The sequence below is a fragment of the Psychromonas sp. genome, assembly GCF_047632995.1.
Lineage (GTDB): Bacteria > Pseudomonadota > Gammaproteobacteria > Enterobacterales > Psychromonadaceae > Psychromonas.
In genome coordinates this window covers 1-23368 of sequence record NZ_JBLIEK010000057.1, presented here as the reverse complement: position 1 = coordinate 23368, position 23368 = coordinate 1, and the positions used below count along the sequence as shown (strand labels likewise).

Below are 23368 nucleotides of genomic sequence, written 5' to 3'. Positions count from 1 at the left end.
TCATCTGAGGTTGTTTTTTCACCCGTGCGGATATGATCTGAAACCGTTAAAATACACAGCGCATTGGCACCCAATTCTGCGGCAACACCATATAGACCAGCTGCTTCCATCTCTACGCCGAGAATATTGTATTTTTCAAGCGTATCGAACACTTGTGGCTCAGGTGTGTAAAAAGTATCGGCTGAGAAGATATTGCCCACTCGCGCTTTAATGCCGTGTGCTCGTGCTGAATTAACCGCTTTTTCTAAAAGCTCATAGCTGGCGATAGCGGCAAAATCATGGCCCGCAAAACGAATACGGTTGGCTTTTGAGTCAGTTGATGCGCCCATGCCAATGATTACGTCACGTAACTTAATATCCCGGCTTACAGCGCCGCAGCTACCAACACGAATAATGTTCTTTACGCCGTATTCATTGATTAATTCAGTTGCATAGATAGAGCATGATGGAATACCCATACCGCTGCCCATGACTGAAACGCGTTTACCTTTATAGGTACCGGTAAAGCCAAGCATATTACGTACATCTGTAACTTGTACTGCATCATCTAGAAAGTTTTCTGCAATATATTTTGCGCGCAGCGGATCGCCAGGTAGTAAAACTGTTTCTGCGAAAGCGCCGTCTGCTGCATTAATATGAGGTGTTGCCATTGTTTTATTCTCCGTGTGATTTTTTAAAAGTCGTCAAAAACAGATATTCAAGACGGCTTAAGTCATTGCAGCGGTTGAGTGCCCGCTGCAATAGGTTAGTTTTAAGTTTGTTTAGTTAAAAATACTTTTACCGTAATCGAGCTTAGGCAAGTTGTGATGCTGCGCTATTGACTGGCCGATATCTGCGAAGGTGTCGCGTAATCCGACAGAGCCCGCTGGCACAGACTTACCGTAAAAGATAACCGGAATATGCTCTCTGGTATGGTCGCTGCCTTTCCAGGTTGGATCGCAGCCGTGATCGGCGGTTATGACCAAGAGATCTTCATCACCCAGCTCGGCAAGTATTTCCGGTAAGCGTTTATCAAAGTATTCCAGCGCAGCCGCATAACCTGCAACATTGCGTCTATGTCCGAAATCCGCATCAAAATTAACAAAATTGGTGAAGATAATGCTTTGATCGCCAGCCTGTTTGAATTCATCTAAACTGGCATTAAATAGCGCTTCAATACCGTTTGCTTTGACCGCTTTGGTAATGCCTTGCGCTGCAAAAATATCTGAAATCTTACCGATACTGACCACTTCACCACCAGAGTCTTTCATCTTATCAAGTAGCGTTGGTGCTGGCGGTAGAACCGAGTAGTCATGGCGGTTAGCGGTACGGGCAAAATCACTGCTTTTGCTGCCGCTAAATGGGCGCGCAATAACACGGCCGATACGGTACTCATCAACCAGTTCACGTGCGATAGCACATAATGCATAAAGGCGCTCAAGACCGAATGTTTCTTCATGACATGCGATTTGGAAAACACTGTCGGCAGAGGTATAAAAGATAGGTTTGCCGGTTTTAAGATGCTCTTCACCCAGCTCTTCAAGAATGATAGTGCCCGAGGAGTGACAGTTACCTAAATAACCCGGTAAATCTGCACGTTTAACTAACTCATCCAGCAGCTCTTGCGGGAAGCTATCTTGTTTTTTGGTGAAATATCCCCAGTCAAATAACACCGGTACGCCGGTGATTTCCCAGTGACCGCTTGAGGTGTCTTTCGCTGTTGATATCTCTTTTGCATAACCATAAGCGGCAATCGGCTCAACCGATTTATCTAAACCCGCAGGGAAATAACCTGAGCTTTCAGCGCAGGCGCGGCCAATACCCAGTTTGTTCATATTGGGAATATGAAGTGGACCTTGACGGCCAGAATCTGCCTGACCATTAGCGCACAGCTCTGCTATATGGCCGAGTGTATTCGCGCCAACATCATTGAATGGGCTGCCATCTGCAAGTGAGCCAGTGAATTGTGCGGCATCATCTGCTGCGCCGATTCCAAAAGAATCAAGTAATAGGATAACGGTGCGTTTCATTAGTAGGCTCCTGTTTGTGCTTTTTTATCTGTTAACTTAAGTTCAGATAACAGGCTTACCAATAAGCTCGATGCGCCAAAACGGAAATGGTCAGCAGTGACCCAATCATTACCCATAATGTCACGCGCCAGCTGCATATAATCATTTGCCGCTTGTGCGTCTTTAACGCCACCAGCCGCTTTAAAACCAACATCAAGGCCAGACTCTTTAATCGCTTCGAGCATTACCTTGGTTGCTGCTAGCGTGGCGTTAACCGCTACTTTACCGGTTGAGGTTTTAATAAAGTCGGTACCTGCATTAATACAAATCAGACTGGCTTGTTTAATTAACTCAGGGGTTGCTAAAACGCCTGATTCAATAATCACTTTTAGCGTTACTGTATCGCCGCAAATTTCGCGACATGCTTTAACCATAGTTGCGCCAATCTTGCTATCACCCGCCATCAGCGCGCGATAAGGAAAAACCAGATCAACTTCATCCGCGCCATAAGCAACGGCGGCACGGGTTTCAGCTAGCGCAATCTCTAAGTCATCATTTCCGTGCGGGAAATTGGTTACCGTCGCAATTTTAATATGCGCGGTATTTTGTTGTGCTAATGCTTTGCGAGCAATCGGAATAAAACGCGGGTAGATACATACCGCAGCTGTATCGCCTGCTGCTGTATGGGCATCTGCGCATAACTGAATCACTTTTTGATCCGTATCATCGTCATTTAATGTGGTCAGATCCATTAACCCGATAGCTTGACGAGATGCTAGTTTTAAATCACTCATTATTTAGATCCTTTGTTTTTCTGTTTTTGAGATATCCAACCCACTCAGCATCTATTTGCTAAGTGGGTTGGGATGTTGATTATTAAATTAAACCACCGCTCATAGCGAAGAAGATACCCACTAAAGTAGCACTCATAAAGTTAGATAGAGTACCCGCAAGCACAGCTTTTAAGCCTAGACGAGCAATATCAGGACGACGTGATGGTGCAAGTACACCCAGTCCGCCTAATAAAATTGCCATTGAAGAGAGGTTTGCGAAACCACATAGTGCAACTGTAACTATGACTTGAGAATTTGCGCTTAAGGTATCTTTGATGCTCACGAAATCAATATAAGCAACAAACTCATTCACTACTAATTTTTGACCTAGTAAACTACCTACCTGCATCGCTTCAGACCATGGCACACCGATTAGGAACGCGATGGGTGCGAACACGTAACCTAAAATCTGTTGTAGCGTTAGCGCATCAATACCAAATATGCTGCCTAAAGCACCTAAGATAGTGTTAATTAGCGCGATTAAAGCGATAAACGCGATTAACATACCGCCCACGTTCATTGCTAAATGAAGACCATCAGATGCGCCAGATGCCGCAGCATCAATCACATTGACGGGTTTTGCTGCTTCATCTGCAGCTAGTTCTTCGTCTGTTAACTGCTCCATCTGATCTATTGGCGTTTCTGTTTCAGGCTCTAATAGTTTAGCCATCAATAGACCACCCGGTGCCGCCATAAATGAGGCTGCAATCAAGTAATCAAGACTCACACCTAAAGAGGCATAACCTGCCAATACCGCACCGGCAACTGAGGCAAGACCGCCGGCCATCACCGCAAATAGCTCTGAGCGCGTCATTGTTCTGATAAACGGTTTTACAACTAAAGGCGCTTCTGTTTGACCGACAAAAACGTTGGCAGCCGCTGACATTGACTCAGTACGGCTTGTACCCAGCGCTTTTTGCAGTGCACCACCAAATATTTTAATAATAAACTGCATTATGCCCATATAATAAAGCACCGCCATTAAAGAGGCGAAGAAGATAATAATTGGCAGTACTCTAAAGGCAAAAACAAATCCGCCACCGCCAAACACTTCAAACATTTTCCCTGAAACCAGACCGCCGAACAGGAAGCCTATTCCTGCGTTGGCACTGTTAATAACAGCCTGTACACCAGAGGAGATACTGCCTAATACACTAGCACCTGAATCTGTGAATATAACAATCGCAGGTATCAATGCTTGTATCGCAAAAGCGCCGCCAACGGTACGCAGATTGATCGCTTTTCGATTACTCGAAAAAATCAGCGCAATAATAATTAGTGACATAATCCCTACTAAACCCATAACAATTTGCATTTTAACTCTCCATTTAATATATATTGGGCTGAATAAAACCGTTTTTATCAGCCACCTTCATTGGTTTTGTTGTTGTTTTGTACCGTGCCGAGCCTTTTCTAAATAAAGGAATCAAATACGCTCCTCTATCATTTTCTCCAATTTATCTTGGTCGGTAGCGAAGTTGCGGATGCCTTCCGCGAGCTTATCTACCGCCATTGGATCTTGGTTATGCGCCCATAGAAACTGTGCCTCTGTTAGTGCTACCGGGGCAGTTTTAATTTCAGTGGTTGCAGATAGTTTTTCGAAAACTTCCCCCTGTTCATCTTCTAGTGCTTGTAATAACTGCGGGCTGATAGTCAGTCGGTCACATCCTGCTAATTCCAATATCTCTCCTGTGTTGCGAAAACTTGCTCCCATTACCACGGTTTTATAACCATGTGCTTTGTAATAGCTGTAAATTTTTGCAACAGATTTCACGCCAGGATCTGACTCTGGCGTAAAGTCACAACCTTCATTTTTCTTATGCCAATCCATAATTCGACCAACAAAAGGGGAGATAAGAAATACGCCCGCTTCAGCACAAGCCTGAGCTTGAGCAAAAGAAAACAGAAGCGTTAAGTTACAATTGATACCCTCTTTTTCTAAGATTTCAGCAGCTCGAATACCTTGCCAGGTTGCCGCTAATTTTATTAAAATGCGATCATTACTAATGCCGGCATTGTTATACATTTTGATCAGTTGACGTGCTTTTGTCAGACTGGCCTGCATATCATAAGAGAGTCTCGCATCCACTTCGGTTGAAATACGGCCCGGAACAATATTTAAAATCTCCTTGCCGATATTCACCGCTAACATGTCACAGGTATCTTGAACCTGTTGCGGCTTTGAATTGCTTTGCGCTTTTGCATATTCAATTGCGTCGTTTATTAACGGTGCATAACCTGTAAGTTGCGCCGCTTTTAAAATTAACGAAGGGTTGGTTGTGGCATCTTCGGGTTGATATTTTTGTATCTCAGCAATATCACCTGTATCTGCAACCACGGTTGTTAGTTTACGTAGTTGATCTAATTTACTCGCCATGGAATTAACCTTTTAATAAGTTGAATGTTTATGGTGCAAGTGTAGTCATCTGATTTTTTTCTTGCTTCCTGTTTATGTAAATAAGTTTATTTATTAAAACGAGTGTAAAGTGTGATCCATACCGACAGAACAATATTTACTCAAACTTTTTAAATCACGCTAACAAAATGTGTTGTTTTTTTCCGGGGGCGATTACAGTACAAATAATATATAAACTGAACAGAGATCTCGTTGTGAACTAAATAATTGGGAATAGTTTATTAAGCGGGATATAAGACGTGCGCTAGCTTTGCTGATTAATATTTACCGCTGTTATTTTTGCTTTTGCTAACAAACTGGTTGTGTTTATGCGTACCTTGCTATTTAGGATAAGATAATGATTAAATTCAGGAAGAATTTTAATTGTTGCAAAACAGTTGCTTGCAATAATTTCGGGGTGCTTGATAGCCCAGATTATATTTACAAAAGTAGGCGTTTAGGATACTTGTCAATAGAGTGCAAAGCCTGTGGTAGCAATCCGCCCTGGATAAATAATCGATTGGTTAATAATGTCCTGCAGGAGAAACTGGCGTTTCAGTTTGGCCGGAAATTAACGGGCTGTCCCACATGTAATAACTATTTTTTTCTCACAGAGAAAACTTCTGCAAACTTGTATGGCTTTACTTCAGCAGGCACGCAAAGAAAGAGATGCTGCCTATGCCATTCTATTTTCACCCTGCAAAACTATAAAAATAGCAGCGCCCTTCAATCGGTACTGGCAACGATTGTCTCTCAGCAAGATATGCGTGAGGCGCTTAAAAGCACCGGGTTATCTGCAAGGCTATATTATTTTTACCTCAATAAGCTTGCACTTGTTCTTTCCAATTTCAGCCGCTTGCATGAAGAAAAGGGGATCGCAAGAAAAGAGTTGGCTATGCATACAGAAGGTAAAGTACTTCACTTTGAACACAAAAGAGGCGTCTATACTTTAATTACTTCAGAAGCCGATAGCGGATATATACTCTTACAAAACAACAACCTGACTAAGCAGGATTTAGTTGCTAAAGATATTTACTGTGCACTGGAAAATACCATGGTCGCAGTACAAAATCTTGCCAATATTGAAAATGCACTGATCAATAGGTATCAGCAAAATATGAAAAGAAAGCATTTTGAACAATTGCTGGTGGGGGAGTTAAAGCCGATAACAAAATGTAATTTAATCTATCCGGACAAGCTGGCTTATATACATTTCCAGTTATTAAAGGCATTTACACTAAAAACCAATAAATATGCTCACTACATAGAGCATGAAAGTTGCCTTAGATCGGCTGCGTTAATGGCATCTTACTCAGATATAAAAAAGTCTAATGCACAGATCTATTTCTTTGTTCCCTGCGCTAAAACAGATGAGCAGTTACAAGGTAAGGAGATTGGTTGGTGGAAAGATAAATGGTTCACTAATGATCTCGGGGCGTATTGTACGATAACCTCAATGATAACAGGCAGTGGCGACTTTAAACTGTGCGCCAGTAACAGTGTAGAACAGTTTTATTCCTATCTTGAGGAGCATATGAATAAAGGGGTTAATAGCATCAGCGTGATTGATAATTTATCGGAAATACACCGTGTTATTTTTAATTATTGTGATGTAATGGATGGTCACACAAGGGCAAATTCATTTGCCCTGACCAGTGAAATTTATACGCCAGAATCGTTATTAGATGATGCATTAGCAATGATAATGGCCGGTTGAATAATTAGCTGTAAAATACCCTGTTTTTATATTGTATTTTTATTGTTCATTCCTATATAATTTGCATCCTGAAATTTAATGATAAATACGTGTGGTACTTTGTTGAGTGAAATAATTCTCTCAAACAGAGCAGCGATGCGGCCTAAAGAGGTTTTCCAAATGAAAAATGCTATTCATCCTGATTATAACGAGATAACAGCGACTTGTTCTTGTGGTAACGTTGTTAAAGTTGGCTCAACAGCCGGCAAAGATTTAACACTAGATATCTGTGGCGCATGTCACCCGTTCTACACTGGTACTCAACGTGTTGTTGATACTGGCGGTCGTATCGAAAAATTCAAAAATCGTTTTGGTGGTCTTGCTTCTAAATAATTTTTATTATTTAGTAGAACAAACCAATGATTTTAAAAAGGTGCCTATGGCACCTTTTTTTATGGCTAAAAATCAACACAACGCGTTGTTGATACTGGCGGTCGTATCGAAGCTCTTTGCCCCAATATTGTCATCTTCGAGGTGTTTTAATCGAAGATCTCGATGAGAGAAGGTTCATGTGAGAGAAATTTTTTTTAACATCCTGAGATTCCAGCTAAAACAGTGCAGGAATGACAGAAGATGACTGAAAACCAACACAAATCGGCATTTTTTTTAGGGCTGACGCAAGATGGGACAGATGTGGAGCGTCTATATATATCCCGATTTTTCTTCCGACTTTTTCCCTCCGTAAGCTTTCGCTTGTGAGCGCTTGCTGTAACTTTCATTGTTGGGGTTCCGCCCTGATGGTGTGTAGACGATGAGAAACCGAAACGCAGTTTGGCTGTGCGAGTGAGTCATGCTTCTCAACAGCAAGAAAAGCTAAAGTAAAGAGAGCTTTGTTCGTGCCACTATGCTGGCGCATAATTCACAGTGCCTTTCCGAAACGTGCACTGCCCAACCACTTTTTAACGCACCACCTCAGACATTACGTCCCTGTACTGGCTGAGATTAGAAAAAGAAGGGCAAGCAGAGCTTTGCCCGCTCATAAACCTGAACTGTCGTTCAATTCGCTCCATGATTTTTCTTGCTAAAGCGCTTGTTCAGCACAAGAAAAACGTACGGAAATTGCCTAGCCGCATTGGTTTGATTTATTTATAAAAAGGTTTGGGTGCCTCAACTTTTCTTTTAAAAAACTAAATTTATAAATATAAGTGTGCTTATTTAAGTCTGAAGGCACTAGTATTTTGAATTCATTATAAAAAAATGAGAGTCCAATCTTTCCCTTGCGGAGAATAATTTCTTTTTTTTACAGAAAAGTGTTTTATAGAATGGATTCAGCTTATACTATCCCCTCGCAGTAACCGGTTACACAATGCTATCGCGTGGTTGTTAGCCGTGATTAGGCTATTAGAGTTTGTAATAATAGGGCTTGTTTATCTGTGTGTTAACTAATTCCAATGGAAAAATATTGGATGACGGCCGGTAGGGGAGTCGAAATCACGGAAAAATTTTATCATACACACTCGGTTTGGGTATAAAGGGCTAAGAGTAGTAAATATATGGCAACAATAAATGATGTTTGTAAATTAGCGGGCGTGTCGAAAACGACGGTTTCCAGAGTGATTAACGGTAAAGGGCAAGTTAAAGAGTCAACACGGCAAGTTGTTTTTGATGCAATGGAGCAGCTGCACTTTAAGCCGAACAGTTTAGCTCGGGCATTGGCCAAGAATAGTTCCAACAGTATAGGTTTAATACTCTCTACTTTTAATGGTAATTACTTCGGTGAACTCCTCAGTCAGGCGGCGAAACTTGCTGATCAGGCGGGTAAACAGCTGTTTGTGACTGATGGACATAATGATCCTAAACGTGAAATTGAAGCAATTGACTCATTGGTAGACAGACGCTGTGATGTCATCGTTTTATACAGTCGTTATCTGTCAGAGCAGGATCTTATCGATATTAAGCAGCGTATTCCCATCCCTATCGTTATTATTAACCAGCAGCTGCAGGGGAGCACCTGTCACGCCGTCTGTTTTGATCAGGAGCATGCCGCCAGACTTGCGGTAAACCAATTACTGGATATGAATCACAAACAGATTGTTTGCCTTACTTCCCCGCTCAACGCCTCGTCAGGGGTACTGCGTTTAAAAGGTTATCAGGATGCACTGGCGCAGCGCAATATCCCGGTAAATAAGGCATTGATTGTACAAGGGCAAAATACAATTGTCAGCGGTTATGACGCGTGTAAAAAACTATTGCGTTCAGGTGTATCATTCACTGCTATCTTTGCTTGTAATGATGATATGGCCATTGGCGTGATGAAAGCACTCACTGAAGCGGGACTGAAAATTCCTGAAGATCTGTCTATTATTGGTATTGATAATGAAACCATAGGGTCTTTTATAACCCCGACTTTATCAACCGTTGAGATGCCTATTACAGAAATGACCAGTACAGCCATTAAAATGGCACTGGATCTTGCCGGTGGTAAAGAGATCGAGGGAGGAACTAAAGAGTTCCGCGGTAAGTTGATTGTTCGCGATTCCACTGCGTTTATCTGACCACTATTGCCTTTGCGAAAAATGTGGGTAGATAGTCAAACCTAGCTGCAAATGACAAAAGCGGCATATTGCGTTAGCTTAGTTATATCCCAAAGCACTTGAAATACTGATTCTTGCCTCTTCAAGTGGTTTGAGGATAAAATTTTTTTTATTTAGCGATTGCGTTACAATCATTTTGTAAGCTGATGGTTCGGTCGCCAAACTAAACCCATCAGCTTCATACTCAGGCCTATTTATGATTTATCTCATAAATAGGCTTTTTTCTACCACCAAGATTCAAACATAGCGCCTAATGCCAGTGTATCTTGCTTCGCATCAGAGCTGCCAGCCTGATTGTCCGTTTCACCCACGGTTGCATAAAAGCGCAACATAGGACGAGCTGCTCCGAACGCATCAATGCTGATATTTTGCGAAAGTGTCATTTTCCATGCAGAGTTTTGGTCCGATAAGTTATCATAATCAACAAGTGAATAACCCGCCTCTAACCAAGTGGAATGAACAGTGTTCCAGTTATACATAGGACGGACAATTGCGCTGTAGGCACTGCGATCATCTATTTCATTCATATCTTCTGCAATACTCGCATAAGAGCCCAAGTATTCAACAATCAGACTGTCGCTGAAATGCACGTTACCTTCAAGGCCTGCATAAAGTGCAGTTTGACCTTCAGTTTTGTTAAATACAGAATTATCGGCATTATCTGAATAACGCACAACCAGCTGATTCGACCCTTTTGACCAGCTGCTGTTTAACACGGCAGCAAGCTGATAAGCATTGGTATCGGTATTTAATTGATTACCGTTAGAGTCATGTTTGCTTGTAAAACCGTAGTTAGCAAGCACACTCAATGACAGAGAGTCGTTTAAATCAATGCCGTGCAGTTTTGATGTGATCGCATAGTTACCATTATCATGGGTATCGCCAGCCGCTTGAGCAACCGCTGAGATATCAAATTTAACAGCGTTTAGTTCAAGGTTATATACACCGGCACCTTGTCCATCATGGCTCATCCAGAAGTAATCGCTGAGCCCTGTTTGTGGACGCTGGTGGAAATCACGACCGGCCCAAAAAGTCGCATTAGGTTGTGCTTCAAACACATTCGTCGCACGTGCATAGAATTTTTTCAGGCCGACACTATCGCCCCAATGCTCTAACATGACGGCAACGTCCCAGATAGTACCGTTAGCACCTTGGAAGCCTTTAGTGAATTGGAACTCGCCACCGTTGCCTTCATTACCTAAACGGCCTACTGAATTGTTGGTCAGCTCACCATCGGCATGGATATATTGCTGTGCATCGTCAGAGTAATGGAATCCATAACGGGCATAGCCAGAAAAAACAAAATCTTCTGGTGCATCAGTCGCTAAAGCGCTCAGCGGTGATAAAGCAGCGGCAAGCGCAACGGTTAGTGGTAGTAACTTAAATTTCATTGTATTTCCTTATTAAAAAAGTAGTTATAACGTATTGTTGTTTTAGAATTGATCGGCTTAGAGAGCCACCTTGATCACTTCTTTTTTTTACTCAGGATTGCTCAAAAAACAAGCTAAACTGACTAGATTTACGCTAAAAACCTGAGTTTTTGGCGTAAAAATTCTTCCGCAAAGAGAAAATTTTCAATGCGGTTAATTCGCGGCGTTTAAAAAACTAAATAAGAGCGTTTTAAACTAGGGGCCGGGTACTATTCTGCCCCTGGTGATTTCCCTATTTACCTTGAATAATGCGGTGAATAGCTATCATCTTTTCAATCATATCTTTGGCTAGCATCGCCGTCATAATATGATCCTGTGCGTGGACCTGAATTAAATTAACAGGTACTTTGCCTTCACCTGAGATCATTTTTTCTGTCTTAATAACGTTTAATATTACAAATAGGGTGCTGGCCCTCAGTCAAGGTTAATAGTAATAATCAGCACCTTAAAATATCAGAGCGAGCTTGCGCTACTTTATTGAATTCATTTAACGGTTTAATGTGGCACCGCGTGTTTCAATCACTCCTTTATACCAGTGGAATGATGCTTTTTTCTTGCGTTCCAGTCCGTTGTTATGATCCACATAGATAAAGCCATACTGCTTCTTATAACCATTTAACCAGCTTAATAGATCAATGGCAGACCATGAATAAAATCCTTTGATATGAACGCCGCGATTGATACCTTCTTTAACTGCGTTTAAATGATCGTTTAAGAAGTTGATTCGGGGAATGTCGCAGACTTCACCTTCAATGATAGGATCTTCATCACCTAAACCGTTTTCAGTAATGTAAAGTTTGATTTGACCGTAGTTATCTTTAAGTATTTCAAGGCCGGTAACAAAACTTTCCGGGGAAATTTCCCAATCCCATTTAGTGTATTTTTTATCCTCCATTTTGACGGTTTTGTAGACATTATCAAAACTCGCATTGCCCAGAGAGCCGGTGGAGTTTTCCAGTGAATGGATCTGCTCTTGGGCCTCACCAGAGACTCTTTCAACGCGCATCGGTTGATAATAATTTAATCCCATAAAATCATTTAACGGTGCGGCCTGCTTGATAATAGCCAATTCTTCTAATGTCCAGTCCGGCAGAAAGTCGCTTTCCTCTAACTGCTTAATCACATACTCCGGGTATTCCCCTTTAAGAATCGGATCAAAAAACCAGTTTATGCCGTATTGATTTGCATGCATCTCGGCAAACTTGTTTTCTGGGGAATCATCAACGGCAAATGCAGGGCAAAATACATGGCTTAACCCGATAGCACCAAACTGATTTAATTTTTTATATTCAATAATTGCACGAGCATGGGCATAAAAAACATTATGAGTGACCTGAAAATATTTTTTCGGATCGTTTTCAATACCGGGGGGATGTGCGCCGGCCATATAACCTAATGAGGCAAAGACAACTGTTTCATTAAATGTGATGAAATGTTTAACACGATCCCCAAATGCGTTAAAACAGACTTTGGCATAGTCAATATAAGCATCAACCGTATTTTTATTTAACCATGCTCCCTCTTTTTCAAGCGCTAGCGGCAAATCCCAGTGGTACAAAGTAACAAAGGGGACAATCCCGTATTTTAGGCATTCATCAATTAAGTTATTGTAAAAATCGATCCCTTTCTGATTGATTTCACCTCTTCCATTGGGGAAAATACGCGCCCATGAAATTGAAAAACGGTATGACTCAAGGCCCATCTCTGCCATTAATGCCACATCTTCTTTGTAACGATTGTAGTGATCAATCGCTACATCGCCGTTTGTCCCTTCAAAGGTTTTCCCCGGGATTTTGGTAAATTGATCCCAGTTAGTTTCACCTTTGCCATCTTGATCCCATGCACCTTCTACCTGATAAGAGGCGGTTGCTGCACCAAATAAAAAATCATTTGCAAACTTCATTTAAATAACCCGTGTAAATCTTTTGTGTATATAAAGTGCCGATTTCACCGGCAGATTTCTCCGGTGACGCTGGATACATAATTAAGCCAGTAATGCTAGTTAGCTTTATAAAAGGGTTGTTATGTCTTATTTATGGGCCAGACTGTAACCGCTTCCCGAAACCGGTTACAGTTTCTGTGACTGATAATGAGAATCAGATCACAATATATTTTTACTGGTTAAATAACGCACAAATCTGGGGTGAGATTTAATTATTGCTAATATCACAGGCAAAAATGTGTTCGGTTTCGAGGACTCTGGCTGGGAAATGTTTTAATGGAATCGCTGCTAATGAAGCCCTTGATATAAAGTTCGCCGGCATATTAGCTGGATCTTTCTAAAGGTTACAAAGCAAGAAGCTTGTATACCAATAGTTCACTCGGGAAGTAACGCGTGGGATGTTATTTTAGGTCAAGCTGGAATAGACCTTGAAAAAGGGGAAACCTACCGTATTAGTTTTGATGGATACGCATCAGAAGATACGCAATTAAGACCGCTTATTCAGCATGCAGGCGGCCCCTACACATCCTATTTTGTAACGGATACCTTACTTAGCAAAGAGAAAAAAACATTCACTTATAAATTCATACAAGAAAAGGATAATGGCGCACAGCGTTAATTTAGTTTCAGAGGGGCGCACAAAAGGCGACTATTATTTGTGTAAGTAATGTTTCGCTTAAAAGTAAAACCTTTCAAGCCGTTGATAAGATTTCACCTATTCATGTCAATCAAATAGGCTTCCTATCTAAAGCAGAAAAATTAATATTTTGGCTTCGGAGTCTAAATTTATCATACGCATGAAAATGGTATCTGAACCGGGAGTGATCTCTTCATTCTTTACTTACGACAATGAATCCTGGCAAGGAGAAGGGCGGCCTTGGCGTGAGATAGATTTTGAAACCATTGGTAGCAAACCTGATTTATTACAAACCAATACTATTACCGGTAAGGTAGAAAAACGAATTCACTCAGAAAAAACAAGCGCTGTTCCACAGCTCGATACTTTTCAAACTTACACAATAGAGTGGAGGTCAGAATCAATTATTTGGGGAGTAAACGGAAAAGCTGTACGTACCGAACTTGCAGAAGATTCACAGCAAGTTCGTGATATGGCCGATACCCCACAAACTTACCGTTCAAATATATGGGTATCTGAAGTTATTGACTGGGTTGGTCATCTTGATGAAAAAAAATTACCTAAATACCAAGCGGTGGGGAAAAGGTGACTGGGGATTTGATACTAAGCTTTCAAAAATTCAAAATAAGTAATTATCTGCTTAATTTAAAATAGCATCTCATTTTTTTATTACTGTAGCCGCCCTTGAATCGAGATTCAAAGGCGGCTTTTTTATTGTCTTCTGAGAAACGTGGCTTGATCAACTTTAGTTACAACACCTGATCAATTTTTTAAACCGGTAGCAGCATTTACAAGTGTCATACTTTGTTCAATTTTCTCTTTTTCGGAAGCATTGCAATCTATTTAAGTATGGCGAACGATTTATTTACACGCGTTACGCATGCATTTTATTCCTCTGTTCTTGATGGTTTCATGAAACAGTTTCACCGTTGGTTGAGGGAAAAAGAGCCTGGTCAAAATTTATATCTTCGTTTCTCTAATGTCAGATGCAATGTGACTTAGCGCATATATAGGCCACTGCTTTTAAGTAAGATGCGCGTCATGGATTGATGTTTATACGTTTCCAACAAGTAGCACCAAATCCATTAATTATCTGTTCATTTATGCGGGTTAAAATGAATGCTAGCGGACATAAAACTATGTTTTAGTCTTTGTTATTGATTTTGTAATTAGAGGATTAGTTACTGCATCAATGCCTTGCTTTCAGCCCTTAAACAGGCCATTTAATTAGCAGAATTGGCATGACATACAAGCCATCTTGAAATTGATTTATAACTTAAAAACAAGAATAAATATTGCTCTCAATTTTCTTTATCGTAGATGATTTTTCAATATATTGTTCTATAAACGATTATACCTAATATTTAAGGATAAATGATGAATTTAAAAACTATAACATTATCAAGCATAATTGCACTCAGTTTAGCATCTACGGCAAATGCATCTGATGGCGACATCCGTTTTGATGGTTTTCCTGATTTTGATAGCAGCTTGAAAGAATTTTTACCTGCTTTCGAAAAAAAGACGGGTATTAAAGTTGATTACTTGATGAATAATCATGGCGATCACCATACTAAATTAACGACTAACCTCGCAACGGGTTCGGGGGCTGGCGATGTTGTTGTTGTCGATGTGGAAAAAATTGGTCCTTTCGTTGAATCGGGTGGCCTAGTTAACTTATCTGAAAAGTACGGTGCTGATAAATACGCGGAAAAATTTGCGCCTTATGCTTGGGCACAAGGTAAAGATGCGGATGGTAATGTGTATGCTATTCCCGTAGATCTTGGTCCTGGTGTTATGTATTACCGTACAGATATCTTCAAAAAAGAAGGTGTGGCAGTAGATGCTGCAATTACGGATTGGGATGCATATATTGCATTAGGGAAAAAATTAAAAAAAGACGACATATTTTTAATCGCTTCAGCAGCGGATGTTGCTCAAGCAATTATTTATACCACAGTGCCTGATGGAGAGGGACTTTATTTCGATAAAGATGGCAATTCAGTCGTAACTTCTGCGCGTTTTGTTAAAGCATTTACTGTTGCTAAAACGATTCGAGATAATGGCCTTGATGCACATATTACCGCCTGGTCAAATGAATGGTACGAAGGTTTCCGAAATGGGACATTTGCGACACAGCTTTCTGGTGCATGGTTACTTGGTCACTTGAAAAACTGGATCGCCCCTGATACAAGTGGAAAATGGGCCGTTTCTAACCTTCCAGATGGTATTTACGGTAGTTGGGGCGGTTCATTTCTTTCAATTCCAAAGCAATCTAAACATCAAGATAAAGCGTGGGAATTAATTAAATATATGACGATCAATCCTGATACGCAGCTTAGTGCATTTGCAACAATCGCCGCTTTTCCTTCTAACATAACAACTTATGGTGATCCTCTTTTTGATCAACCCATCGAGTTTCTTGGCGGCCAAAAAGCACGCCAGGTATTTGCCAATGTTGCTAAAAACATTAAACCTGTTCAACCAGGCAAAGGTGACCATGTTGCTCGCTCAATCATTTTAGAAAATGCATTAATGCAGGTTCTTGATGAAGGTAAAGATATCAAAGAAGCACTTGCTGAAGCTGAACGTCTTATCAAACGTCGTACACGTAATATGTAACTGTAGTATTTTTGAAGGTGTCTTTACGGCACCTTTATTTTAGAGGTCGTTATAATGAATACAACTACACAGGTAACATCGATACTGGAAGAGGAGGATAAGCCAAGATTCAATTGGCATATTCTTTCTCCTTACGGTTTTCTATTACCATTTTTAATTATTTTTTCTGTTTTTGGGATTTTCCCATTACTTTTTTCTGTTTTTCTGTCATTTCATCAATGGAACCCTGTGGAAGGGCTTGGTGCAATGCACTATGTTGGCAGTGAAAATTATTACATTGCACTAACCGACCCATGGTTATGGCGCGCATTGAAAAATACATTTTGGTTAGCGATTACCTCTGGTGTGGCGCAGCATTTAGTTGCTCTTCCTGTTGCTTACGTATTAGTGTCGCTAAGTGATAGGTTACGCCATTGGTTAACATCGGCTTATTTTTTGCCATACATCACCTCAACGGTTGCCGCATCATTGATTTTTTTCAATATGTATTCACCCAATTCAGGAATTATCAACCAATCATTAATCGCTCTTGCTGATTCATCCTATCTTGGTTGGGCATTTGCTTGGGTTAACGATTATCAACCTATTCGTTGGTTAGATAATGCAGATATGCTTAAACCATCCATTGCATTTATGGTGTTTTGGAAATATACCGGCTTTAACATCGTTTTATATACAACCGGCCTCATGACTATTCCCAAAGAGATACTCGAGGCTGCACGTATGGATGGCGCAAACTTTATTCATCGCTTTTGGTATATATCTTTACCTATGATTCGTCCGTTTGTTTTTTTTGCAATTACCATGACGATTATCGGGAATTTACAGTTATTTGAAGAGCCTTTTGTCTTAACTCGCGGTAGCGGTGGTACAGGACAGGCGGGATTAACTATCGCAATGTACCTTTATAAAGTTGCTTGGGAATGGTTGGAAATGGGCACCGCTTCAGCAATTTCATGGTTATTGTTTGTTCTGATTGCTTTCTTTACCAGCATTCAATTTATATTCTTTGGCAAAAAAGGCTTGGAGGGACACTAGGATGAATACGATAGTACTTACAAAACCGAGTCATGATACGACTGAAATATTGACCAAAATAGGCTTGATTATACTGGCAACAATATTGATTGTATCCGCTATTCTGACTGTCTTTCCATTTGCATGGTCAGCAATACTTTCAACGCGAGACCGCACTGAGATTTTTGGTACCACCATCAGCTTTGCCCTTGGCGATAGTTTATCTTATAACTATGAGCGATTATTGGAAATAATGCCTTTTTGGCAGGCAATGTTTAACAGTATCTATGTCGCCTTTATTGGTACAACTATTTCTCTACTATTTTGCAGTATGGGCGGGTATGCATTTGCGGTATTCAAATTCAAAGGTAAGAATTTCTTATTTGCGATGCTTGTGGGATCTCTGATGATTCCACCTGTATTGAGTTTGATTCCTTATTTTTTAATCGTCCAGTTTTTAGGGCTATTAGATAACCATATCGCAGTTTGGTTACCTTTCACCACGACACCATTTGGAATATTTTTGATACGCCAGCACGTCGTTTCCGCCATTCCTAAAGAGTTACTTGACGCTGCTAAGCTTGATGGGGCCGGAGAATTCCGCACTTATTGGAGTGTCGTTTTACCCTTAATGAAACCCGCTTTAGCAACATTGGCTATCGTACAGTTCGTATTTTTCTGGAATATGTTTATGCAACCATTAGTAGTACTGAACTCACCTGAAAACTATGTTATTACCCAGGCGCTGCGTAGTGTGCAAGGGATTCCCAATACTCCTTGGGGGTCGGTTATGTTAGGGACAACGATTTCTCTTTTACCTATTTTGATAACTTATGCTTTTGCTTCTAAACAGATGATCAGCGGCCTGACTTCTGGTGCAGTAAAGGGCTAATTGACGTTTAAAGAAGAGTGATAAGGAAAGACGCAAGTCGGGTTTATATTTCATGTCACTCTTGATATGTAGTTAATACGGTCTCTGTAATCAATGACCAACTAGATAGCTGCATCATTAAGATGCATGCGACATTCAAAAACATAAATAAACAGTGCAACTGCCTGGATAAATTATTAACAGCATGCACTGCGGAGAAAAATAATGGCTAAGGTAATATTTAAAAACATAAAGAAATCTTATGACGATGTTGAAGTGGTAAAGCATTTCAATTTTACAGTTAATGATGGAGAGTTTGTCGTATTTCTCGGACCCTCTGGTTGTGGGAAATCAACAACATTACGTATGCTTGCAGGTCTAGAAGATATTACTGCTGGCGAAATCTATGTTGGTGATCGCTTAATTAATAAGGTTAATGCAAAAGATCGTGATTTAGCAATGGTATTCCAGAGTTATGCTCTTTACCCACATATGACGGTATATGAAAACATTGCATTTGCCCTTAAGTTAAAAGGAATGTCCAAGAAAGAGATTGATATAGAAGTGCTAAAAGCGGCAAAAACACTTGAACTTGAACCGCTTCTTGCTCGTAAACCGAAAGAGTTATCTGGTGGACAAAGGCAACGTGTTGCAATGGGACGTGCAATGGTTCGTACTCCAAAAGTGTTTTTATTCGATGAGCCTCTTTCAAATCTTGATGCTAAATTACGTGGCGTTATGCGCGAAGAGATGAAACTTTTGCATCGCGAATTAAAAACGACAACTATCTATGTAACGCATGATCAGATTGAAGCAATGACGCTTGCTGATCGTATCGTTATCTTAAATGCGGGTTATATAGCACAAGTTGGTACACCGACTGAAGTATTTAAATCTCCAGCAACTAAGTTCGTTGCTCAGTTTATTGGTAACCCTTCAATGAACCTGATCGATGCAAAAGTGACTGAAAAAGAAGATGGTCAATGGTTTGTTGATTTCGGAACACTTAGTGTTCCACTTCCTGAGCGCTTTAAACACAATGCAACTAAAGATCGCGCTGTATGTATAGGCATTAGACCAACAGATATTCATTTACGTTCAGAGCAACTTGATCATGACCGTATATTCCAGTGCGCGGTTACCATTAGAGAAAAAGAGTTGTTGGGAGCTAGTATCTTATTGAAAACAGATATTGGTGATATCGACGTAGTAGTGGAAACGCAAGCAATAGAGGTAGCTACCGACGTTGTTACATTAAATATAGATCTGGATAGCATCCACCTATTTGATGCAACCACTGAAAAATCTCTCGCTATATAAGGGCTATAAGCATTTTTATAGCGCTAAAAACAATTAAAGTATTATAGAAAAAGTAAGGATTAAAATGAAATTCGGTTTTTTTGATGACAACAAAAAAGAATATGTTGCTACGACACCTATCACACCGATTAAATGGTGTAACTATGTCGGTACATTAGACTTCGGGGGTATTGTAGATAGCAATGGTGGGGTTTTATTGTGTAAAGGGGATCCGGCATTAAATCGCATCACCAAATACATTACGCAACTACCAAACTCTGAATTTAAAGGATCAACACTTTATATTAAAGTACGTGATAAAGAGGGGCGTGTTGAAGTATTTTCTCCATTTTATACTCCGACCCTTAAGCCTCTTGATAAGTTTGAAAATCACACTGGCTTGTCTTATAGCCAATTTATCTCTGAGGCATTTGGTGTGCGCTGTGATGTTACATTCTTTGTGCCTAAAAATGATGGTGTATTACTACAAGATATTAAAATAACGAATATATCAAACCAAGAGCTTCATGTTGATCTTGTACCTGTTTATGAATTTACGCACTTTGATGCATTGAAACAGTTACTTAATGCCGACTGGGTCCCACAAACGATGATCCTCAATGCGCATGCTCAAGAGAGTGGACATATTGTGCTAGAGCAGTATGCATTTATGAGACGTGATAGTGCCGTTAATTTGATGACAGCGGATCGTATTGCTACCTCTTTTGACGGTGATCGTCAGCAGTTCTTAGGCAACTTGGGTTATGGTAGTTGGGCGGCACCTGGTGCTGTCAATGCCGATGAACTAACAAATTCTGAATGTTCGCGAGGTGATAATATTGGTGCCTTGAATTTACGTTTAGGTTGGTTAAAAGAAGCACAAACAGAGCGTACGGTTGTGCAACTAACACAAATGGAAAGCGTGCAGCATGCAGCGCCTCTATTTGCTAAATACCGCGACCATGCAACAGTGGATCTTGCTTTTGCACAGCTTAATCAATATTGGGAAAGTTACCTTGATACATTAACCGTGGAAACGCCAGATCCATCAATGAACTCGATGTTGAATATACACAATCCACGTCAGTGCCATACCACTAAAAATTGGTCGCGCTATCTGTCTTTATATCAACTTGGTTATGGTGCTCGTGGTATCGGCTTTAGGGACTCTTCGCAAGATATTTTGGGTGTTATTACCCATATGCCTGAAGAAGCGCGTGAGTTTATTGAACGTTTACTATCTGTGCAAAAAGCGGATGGCTCAGCGATGCATCAATTCTTCCCGTCAACAATGGAAGCTAATGAAGGTGATTCGCGTGAGGAGGAAGACAGACCTAACTATTATGGTGATGATCACTTGTGGATAGTTTTTGCGATCACCCAATACGTAAAAGAGACGGGGGATAGTGAATTCCTTAATAAAGTTATTCCATACTATGACAAAGATAAGCAAGGTCAACCTTTACACAAAGGTACTGTTTGGGATCATCTCTGTCGTTCAATTGAGTTCACTAATAGCAATACGGGTCAGCACGGATTACCGTTACTGGGGTTTGCTGATTGGAATGATACGGTAAATCTACCTACAGGCGCTGAATCAGTAATGGTTGCCAATATGTACGGCAAGGCACTACAGGATATGCAGGATCTTTGTGTATTGCGTAATGAAGATCTACTCGGGGCGAAGTTTAAATCTCAATACGAGCAAATGGGCCGAGTTATTAATGATCAAGCCTGGGATGGTGCATGGTACGTCCGTTATTATGATGAGCAAGGTGCGCCAATTGGCTCACATAGTAATAAGTATGGAAAAATCTACACTAATGCACAGAGCTGGTCTGTTATATCTGGATTCGCAACGCCAGAGCGTGCACAGCAGGCGTTAAACTCGGTTAACAACAAACTAAATACTGCTACTGGTATTAAGCTTTCAGGGCCCGGTTATAACGGATTTGATCCTCGCTTAGGTGGTGTATCTACCTATCCTCCTGGTGCTAAAGAGAACGGCGGTGTTTTCTTGCATTCTAACCCTTGGGTGATGATTGCAGAAACAAAAGTAGGCAATGGTGATCGTGCTTATGAATACTACCGTCAAATCAATCCTGCCTCTAAAAATGATGACATATTGACGTTTGAATCTGAACCTTACTGTTACCCGCAGAATATTTTAGGCAATGAGCATAAAAAATTCGGTTTAGGGCGCAATGCTTGGCTTTCAGGTACTGCATCTTGGACATATGTTGCTGGTACACAGTGGATTTTGGGAGTGCGTCCTGAAATTGATGGACTACGTATTGACCCTTGCATTCCAGCAAGCTGGCCTCGCTTTACTGTACAACGTAAGTTCCGTGGTGGTACCTATGATATTCGTGTATCTAACCCTAATAATGTTTGTAAAGGGGTCAAAGAGATGCGTGTTGATGGTGAATTGATCACGGGTAATAAGGCGCCGATATTTACATCTGGCGAGCATATTGTTGAAGTTGTTTTAGGCTGATTTTCCTTAGGCTAATTGGTCTTAGGCGAATTACAGCAAAGCCTATGCCTGCTAATTTATACCCAAATAGCTTCTTATTTGGGTATAAATTTATACTTTTTTAATACTTTGCTGGGGATAGCTCTGCTAGGTAACTCGCCTGACATCCCCATACCAAGGAAATAGACTCGCGAGGGTTAAGTTCCTGCAGGCTGATTTTATTATTAAATGCGTCAGCGGGGCTCGTCATAGGCTCTATTGCTATGCTGTCTTCGTCACTAGGTGTGTAGAGTTGAATAAATCGATAGCCGTCATTGATGGCGTCATTTTGCCAATAACTAATTGAAGATTTTTTGTTTTGGCATGATAACTCGATTTTCACAGCCTCTGCACGGTTAGTATTATCTGAAAATTGGTAACAATCATTTAGCGTGATATCAGCAAGTGATGTTGCATTAACGAATTGAGTAAATTGCTGTACTTGGCCATTAGGCAAATCATCTGTAGTTTCAAGATGTTGGCATGAGGGGATTTGAATTAGGCAGTTTTGAAGTGGTTGCCCTAAGTTAAAATAGGGGTGGAAACCATCGGCAAATGGAAACGTTTTTAATCCAGTGTTAACGATGTCAGTGTGGCAAGTTAACTGCCCATCCGCTTCTATTTTGTAGTCGATTTCCAATTTAATGGAAAACGGAAAGCCTTCGTGTAGGTGTTTAGATTCAAAGCAAACACGTACTTGTGCAAAGTCGGCATTAGCTTGCTGCTCAACAATTTTAAAAGCTTGATCATATAACAGGCCGTGTACGGCATGTTGATCACTCCAGGGAAAGTTAGCAGGTAGTTGATATTCACTATTCTGATAATGGTAACAGCCGTTATTTAAGCGGTTTACAAATGGAAAGAGCTTCGCGGAACGGGAAAAAAAGGGATTCGTATCCTTTAGTTCTTGTCCCGATTGATAGCCCTGAATAAATGAAAAAGGGCTGTTATTGACGATAAATTTATTAATTATCGCACCAAAACCATGAATTATCTGTAGCTCGATGCCTTGTGCTTTATTTTCTATATTAATGCAATCGAGCTCGGAAAATTTATCTATGTTAATTGTAAACATATTGTCCTCCACAAAATTATATTGTGTCGGATTAAATATTTAAATTCAATAAGAAGGTTGTAAGTATGAAGAATCAAATCCCATATACCAGCTTTAATGATAAATCGGCCAGCATCTGTTCGCCTGGTCATGCGGTTGAATTTATTCAACCCTGGTACACACCCATTTCTACGACACCTGATAATACGGGTATTGCTGTTGGTGGTATTGGTAGCACGTTTACTCTTACCCCATTAGGCACAACACCTAATTTCAGTTTTATCCCGGGTATTTTCATTGATAATAATACCCAAGACTTTAATTTCAACGATTTTTATGTCTCATTAGCAGATCTAAGCAGTGTTGAAAATCTGAGTATTCGTGAGTATGGCGACTATAAGCATTTCTTAAGTTTTTACCCTATTACTTATCAAGGTGAGCCATTAGCAAATGATAATGACTCTATGGAGCAGTC

Annotated in this window: 20 protein-coding genes; 11 read left to right on the top strand and 9 right to left on the bottom strand. The window is 40.5% G+C overall.

Features of this window, described 5'->3' with window-relative positions; all coding sequences use genetic code 11:
- From deoD to tal, 5 genes are all read right to left on the bottom strand, one after another.
- Positions 1-650, bottom strand: a 650-nt coding sequence (gene deoD / locus ACJAT7_RS10975; protein ID WP_415226843.1) for a purine-nucleoside phosphorylase, incomplete at its 3' end; no start/stop codon positions are given.
- Positions 651-761: 111 nt separating this feature from the next.
- Positions 762-2009: a phosphopentomutase gene (locus ACJAT7_RS10970; RefSeq protein ID WP_415226842.1), complete on the bottom strand. Its 1248-nt coding sequence runs from the start codon at positions 2007-2009 to the stop codon at positions 762-764.
- Positions 2009-2782 carry a deoxyribose-phosphate aldolase gene (gene deoC / locus ACJAT7_RS10965; protein ID WP_415226841.1) on the bottom strand — a complete coding sequence of 258 codons (774 nt, stop codon included), beginning with the start codon at positions 2780-2782 and terminating at the stop codon, positions 2009-2011. The genes ACJAT7_RS10970 and deoC overlap by 1 nt, the downstream gene beginning before the upstream one ends.
- Before the next feature lie 82 nt (positions 2783-2864).
- A complete protein-coding gene (locus ACJAT7_RS10960) occupies positions 2865-4136 on the bottom strand; it encodes a NupC/NupG family nucleoside CNT transporter (protein ID WP_415226840.1) in 1272 nt (423 codons plus the stop codon).
- Positions 4137-4247: 111 nt separating this feature from the next.
- Positions 4248-5198, bottom strand: a complete 951-nt coding sequence (gene tal / locus ACJAT7_RS10955) for a transaldolase (protein ID WP_415226839.1) — start codon at positions 5196-5198, stop codon at positions 4248-4250.
- 484 nt (positions 5199-5682) lie between these two features.
- Between tal and ACJAT7_RS10950 the strand changes: the two genes are divergently transcribed.
- The 3 genes from ACJAT7_RS10950 to ACJAT7_RS10940 all read left to right on the top strand — a co-directional run bounded on the left by ACJAT7_RS10950 (position 5683) and on the right by ACJAT7_RS10940 (position 9467).
- On the top strand, positions 5683-6933 hold the full coding sequence (locus tag ACJAT7_RS10950) for a hypothetical protein (protein ID WP_415226838.1): 1251 nt from the start codon (positions 5683-5685) through the stop codon (positions 6931-6933).
- A 159-nt stretch (positions 6934-7092) separates the two neighbouring features.
- Complete coding sequence (gene rpmE / locus ACJAT7_RS10945; RefSeq protein ID WP_415226845.1) at positions 7093-7305, top strand: 50S ribosomal protein L31; 213 nt, start codon at positions 7093-7095, stop codon at positions 7303-7305.
- Between the two features lie 1160 nt (positions 7306-8465).
- Positions 8466-9467: a LacI family DNA-binding transcriptional regulator gene (locus ACJAT7_RS10940; protein WP_415226837.1), complete on the top strand. Its 1002-nt coding sequence runs from the start codon at positions 8466-8468 to the stop codon at positions 9465-9467.
- Positions 9468-9730: 263 nt separating this feature from the next.
- Here the strand turns inward: ACJAT7_RS10940 and ACJAT7_RS10935 are convergent, their stop codons facing one another.
- The 3 genes from ACJAT7_RS10935 to ACJAT7_RS10925 all read right to left on the bottom strand — a co-directional run bounded on the left by ACJAT7_RS10935 (position 9731) and on the right by ACJAT7_RS10925 (position 12839).
- Complete coding sequence (locus ACJAT7_RS10935; RefSeq protein ID WP_415226836.1) at positions 9731-10897, bottom strand: carbohydrate porin; 1167 nt, start codon at positions 10895-10897, stop codon at positions 9731-9733.
- A 271-nt stretch (positions 10898-11168) separates the two neighbouring features.
- Positions 11169-11303 carry a PTS lactose/cellobiose transporter subunit IIA gene (locus ACJAT7_RS10930; protein WP_415226835.1) on the bottom strand — a complete coding sequence of 45 codons (135 nt, stop codon included), beginning with the start codon at positions 11301-11303 and terminating at the stop codon, positions 11169-11171.
- A gap of 120 nt (positions 11304-11423) precedes the next feature.
- The gene (locus tag ACJAT7_RS10925) at positions 11424-12839 is read right to left on the bottom strand and encodes a glycoside hydrolase family 1 protein (protein WP_415226834.1); all 1416 of its coding nucleotides are present in this window, start codon (positions 12837-12839) and stop codon (positions 11424-11426) included.
- Positions 12840-13200: 361 nt separating this feature from the next.
- Here ACJAT7_RS10925 and ACJAT7_RS10920 point away from each other — a divergent pair, with 361 nt between their 5' ends.
- The 7 genes from ACJAT7_RS10920 (at position 13201) to ACJAT7_RS10890 (ending at position 21821) form a co-directional block, all read left to right on the top strand.
- Positions 13201-13497 (top strand): carbohydrate binding domain-containing protein, encoded by a 297-nt coding sequence (locus ACJAT7_RS10920; protein WP_415226844.1) that lies wholly within the window; start codon positions 13201-13203, stop codon positions 13495-13497.
- Between the two features lie 178 nt (positions 13498-13675).
- Positions 13676-14104: a family 16 glycosylhydrolase gene (locus ACJAT7_RS10915; protein WP_415226833.1), complete on the top strand. Its 429-nt coding sequence runs from the start codon at positions 13676-13678 to the stop codon at positions 14102-14104.
- A 788-nt stretch (positions 14105-14892) separates the two neighbouring features.
- Positions 14893-16137, top strand: a complete 1245-nt coding sequence (locus tag ACJAT7_RS10910; RefSeq protein ID WP_415226832.1) for an ABC transporter substrate-binding protein — start codon at positions 14893-14895, stop codon at positions 16135-16137.
- Between the two features lie 54 nt (positions 16138-16191).
- Positions 16192-17175: a carbohydrate ABC transporter permease gene (locus tag ACJAT7_RS10905; protein WP_415226831.1), complete on the top strand. Its 984-nt coding sequence runs from the start codon at positions 16192-16194 to the stop codon at positions 17173-17175.
- 1 nt (position 17176) lies between these two features.
- Positions 17177-18046, top strand: a complete 870-nt coding sequence (locus tag ACJAT7_RS10900) for a carbohydrate ABC transporter permease (RefSeq protein ID WP_415226830.1) — start codon at positions 17177-17179, stop codon at positions 18044-18046.
- A 204-nt stretch (positions 18047-18250) separates the two neighbouring features.
- Positions 18251-19345 carry an ABC transporter ATP-binding protein gene (locus ACJAT7_RS10895; protein WP_415226829.1) on the top strand — a complete coding sequence of 365 codons (1095 nt, stop codon included), beginning with the start codon at positions 18251-18253 and terminating at the stop codon, positions 19343-19345.
- Between the two features lie 64 nt (positions 19346-19409).
- Positions 19410-21821, top strand: a complete 2412-nt coding sequence (locus ACJAT7_RS10890) for a GH36-type glycosyl hydrolase domain-containing protein (protein WP_415226828.1) — start codon at positions 19410-19412, stop codon at positions 21819-21821.
- Between the two features lie 100 nt (positions 21822-21921).
- Here ACJAT7_RS10890 and ACJAT7_RS10885 read toward each other — a convergent pair whose 3' ends face one another.
- Positions 21922-22914 carry an aldose 1-epimerase gene (locus ACJAT7_RS10885; RefSeq protein WP_415226827.1) on the bottom strand — a complete coding sequence of 331 codons (993 nt, stop codon included), beginning with the start codon at positions 22912-22914 and terminating at the stop codon, positions 21922-21924.
- 65 nt (positions 22915-22979) lie between these two features.
- On the opposite strand from ACJAT7_RS10885, the gene ACJAT7_RS10880 reads away from it, so the two are divergent.
- Positions 22980-23368: hypothetical protein (locus ACJAT7_RS10880; protein WP_415226826.1), on the top strand; the 389-nt coding region annotated here is incomplete at its 3' end.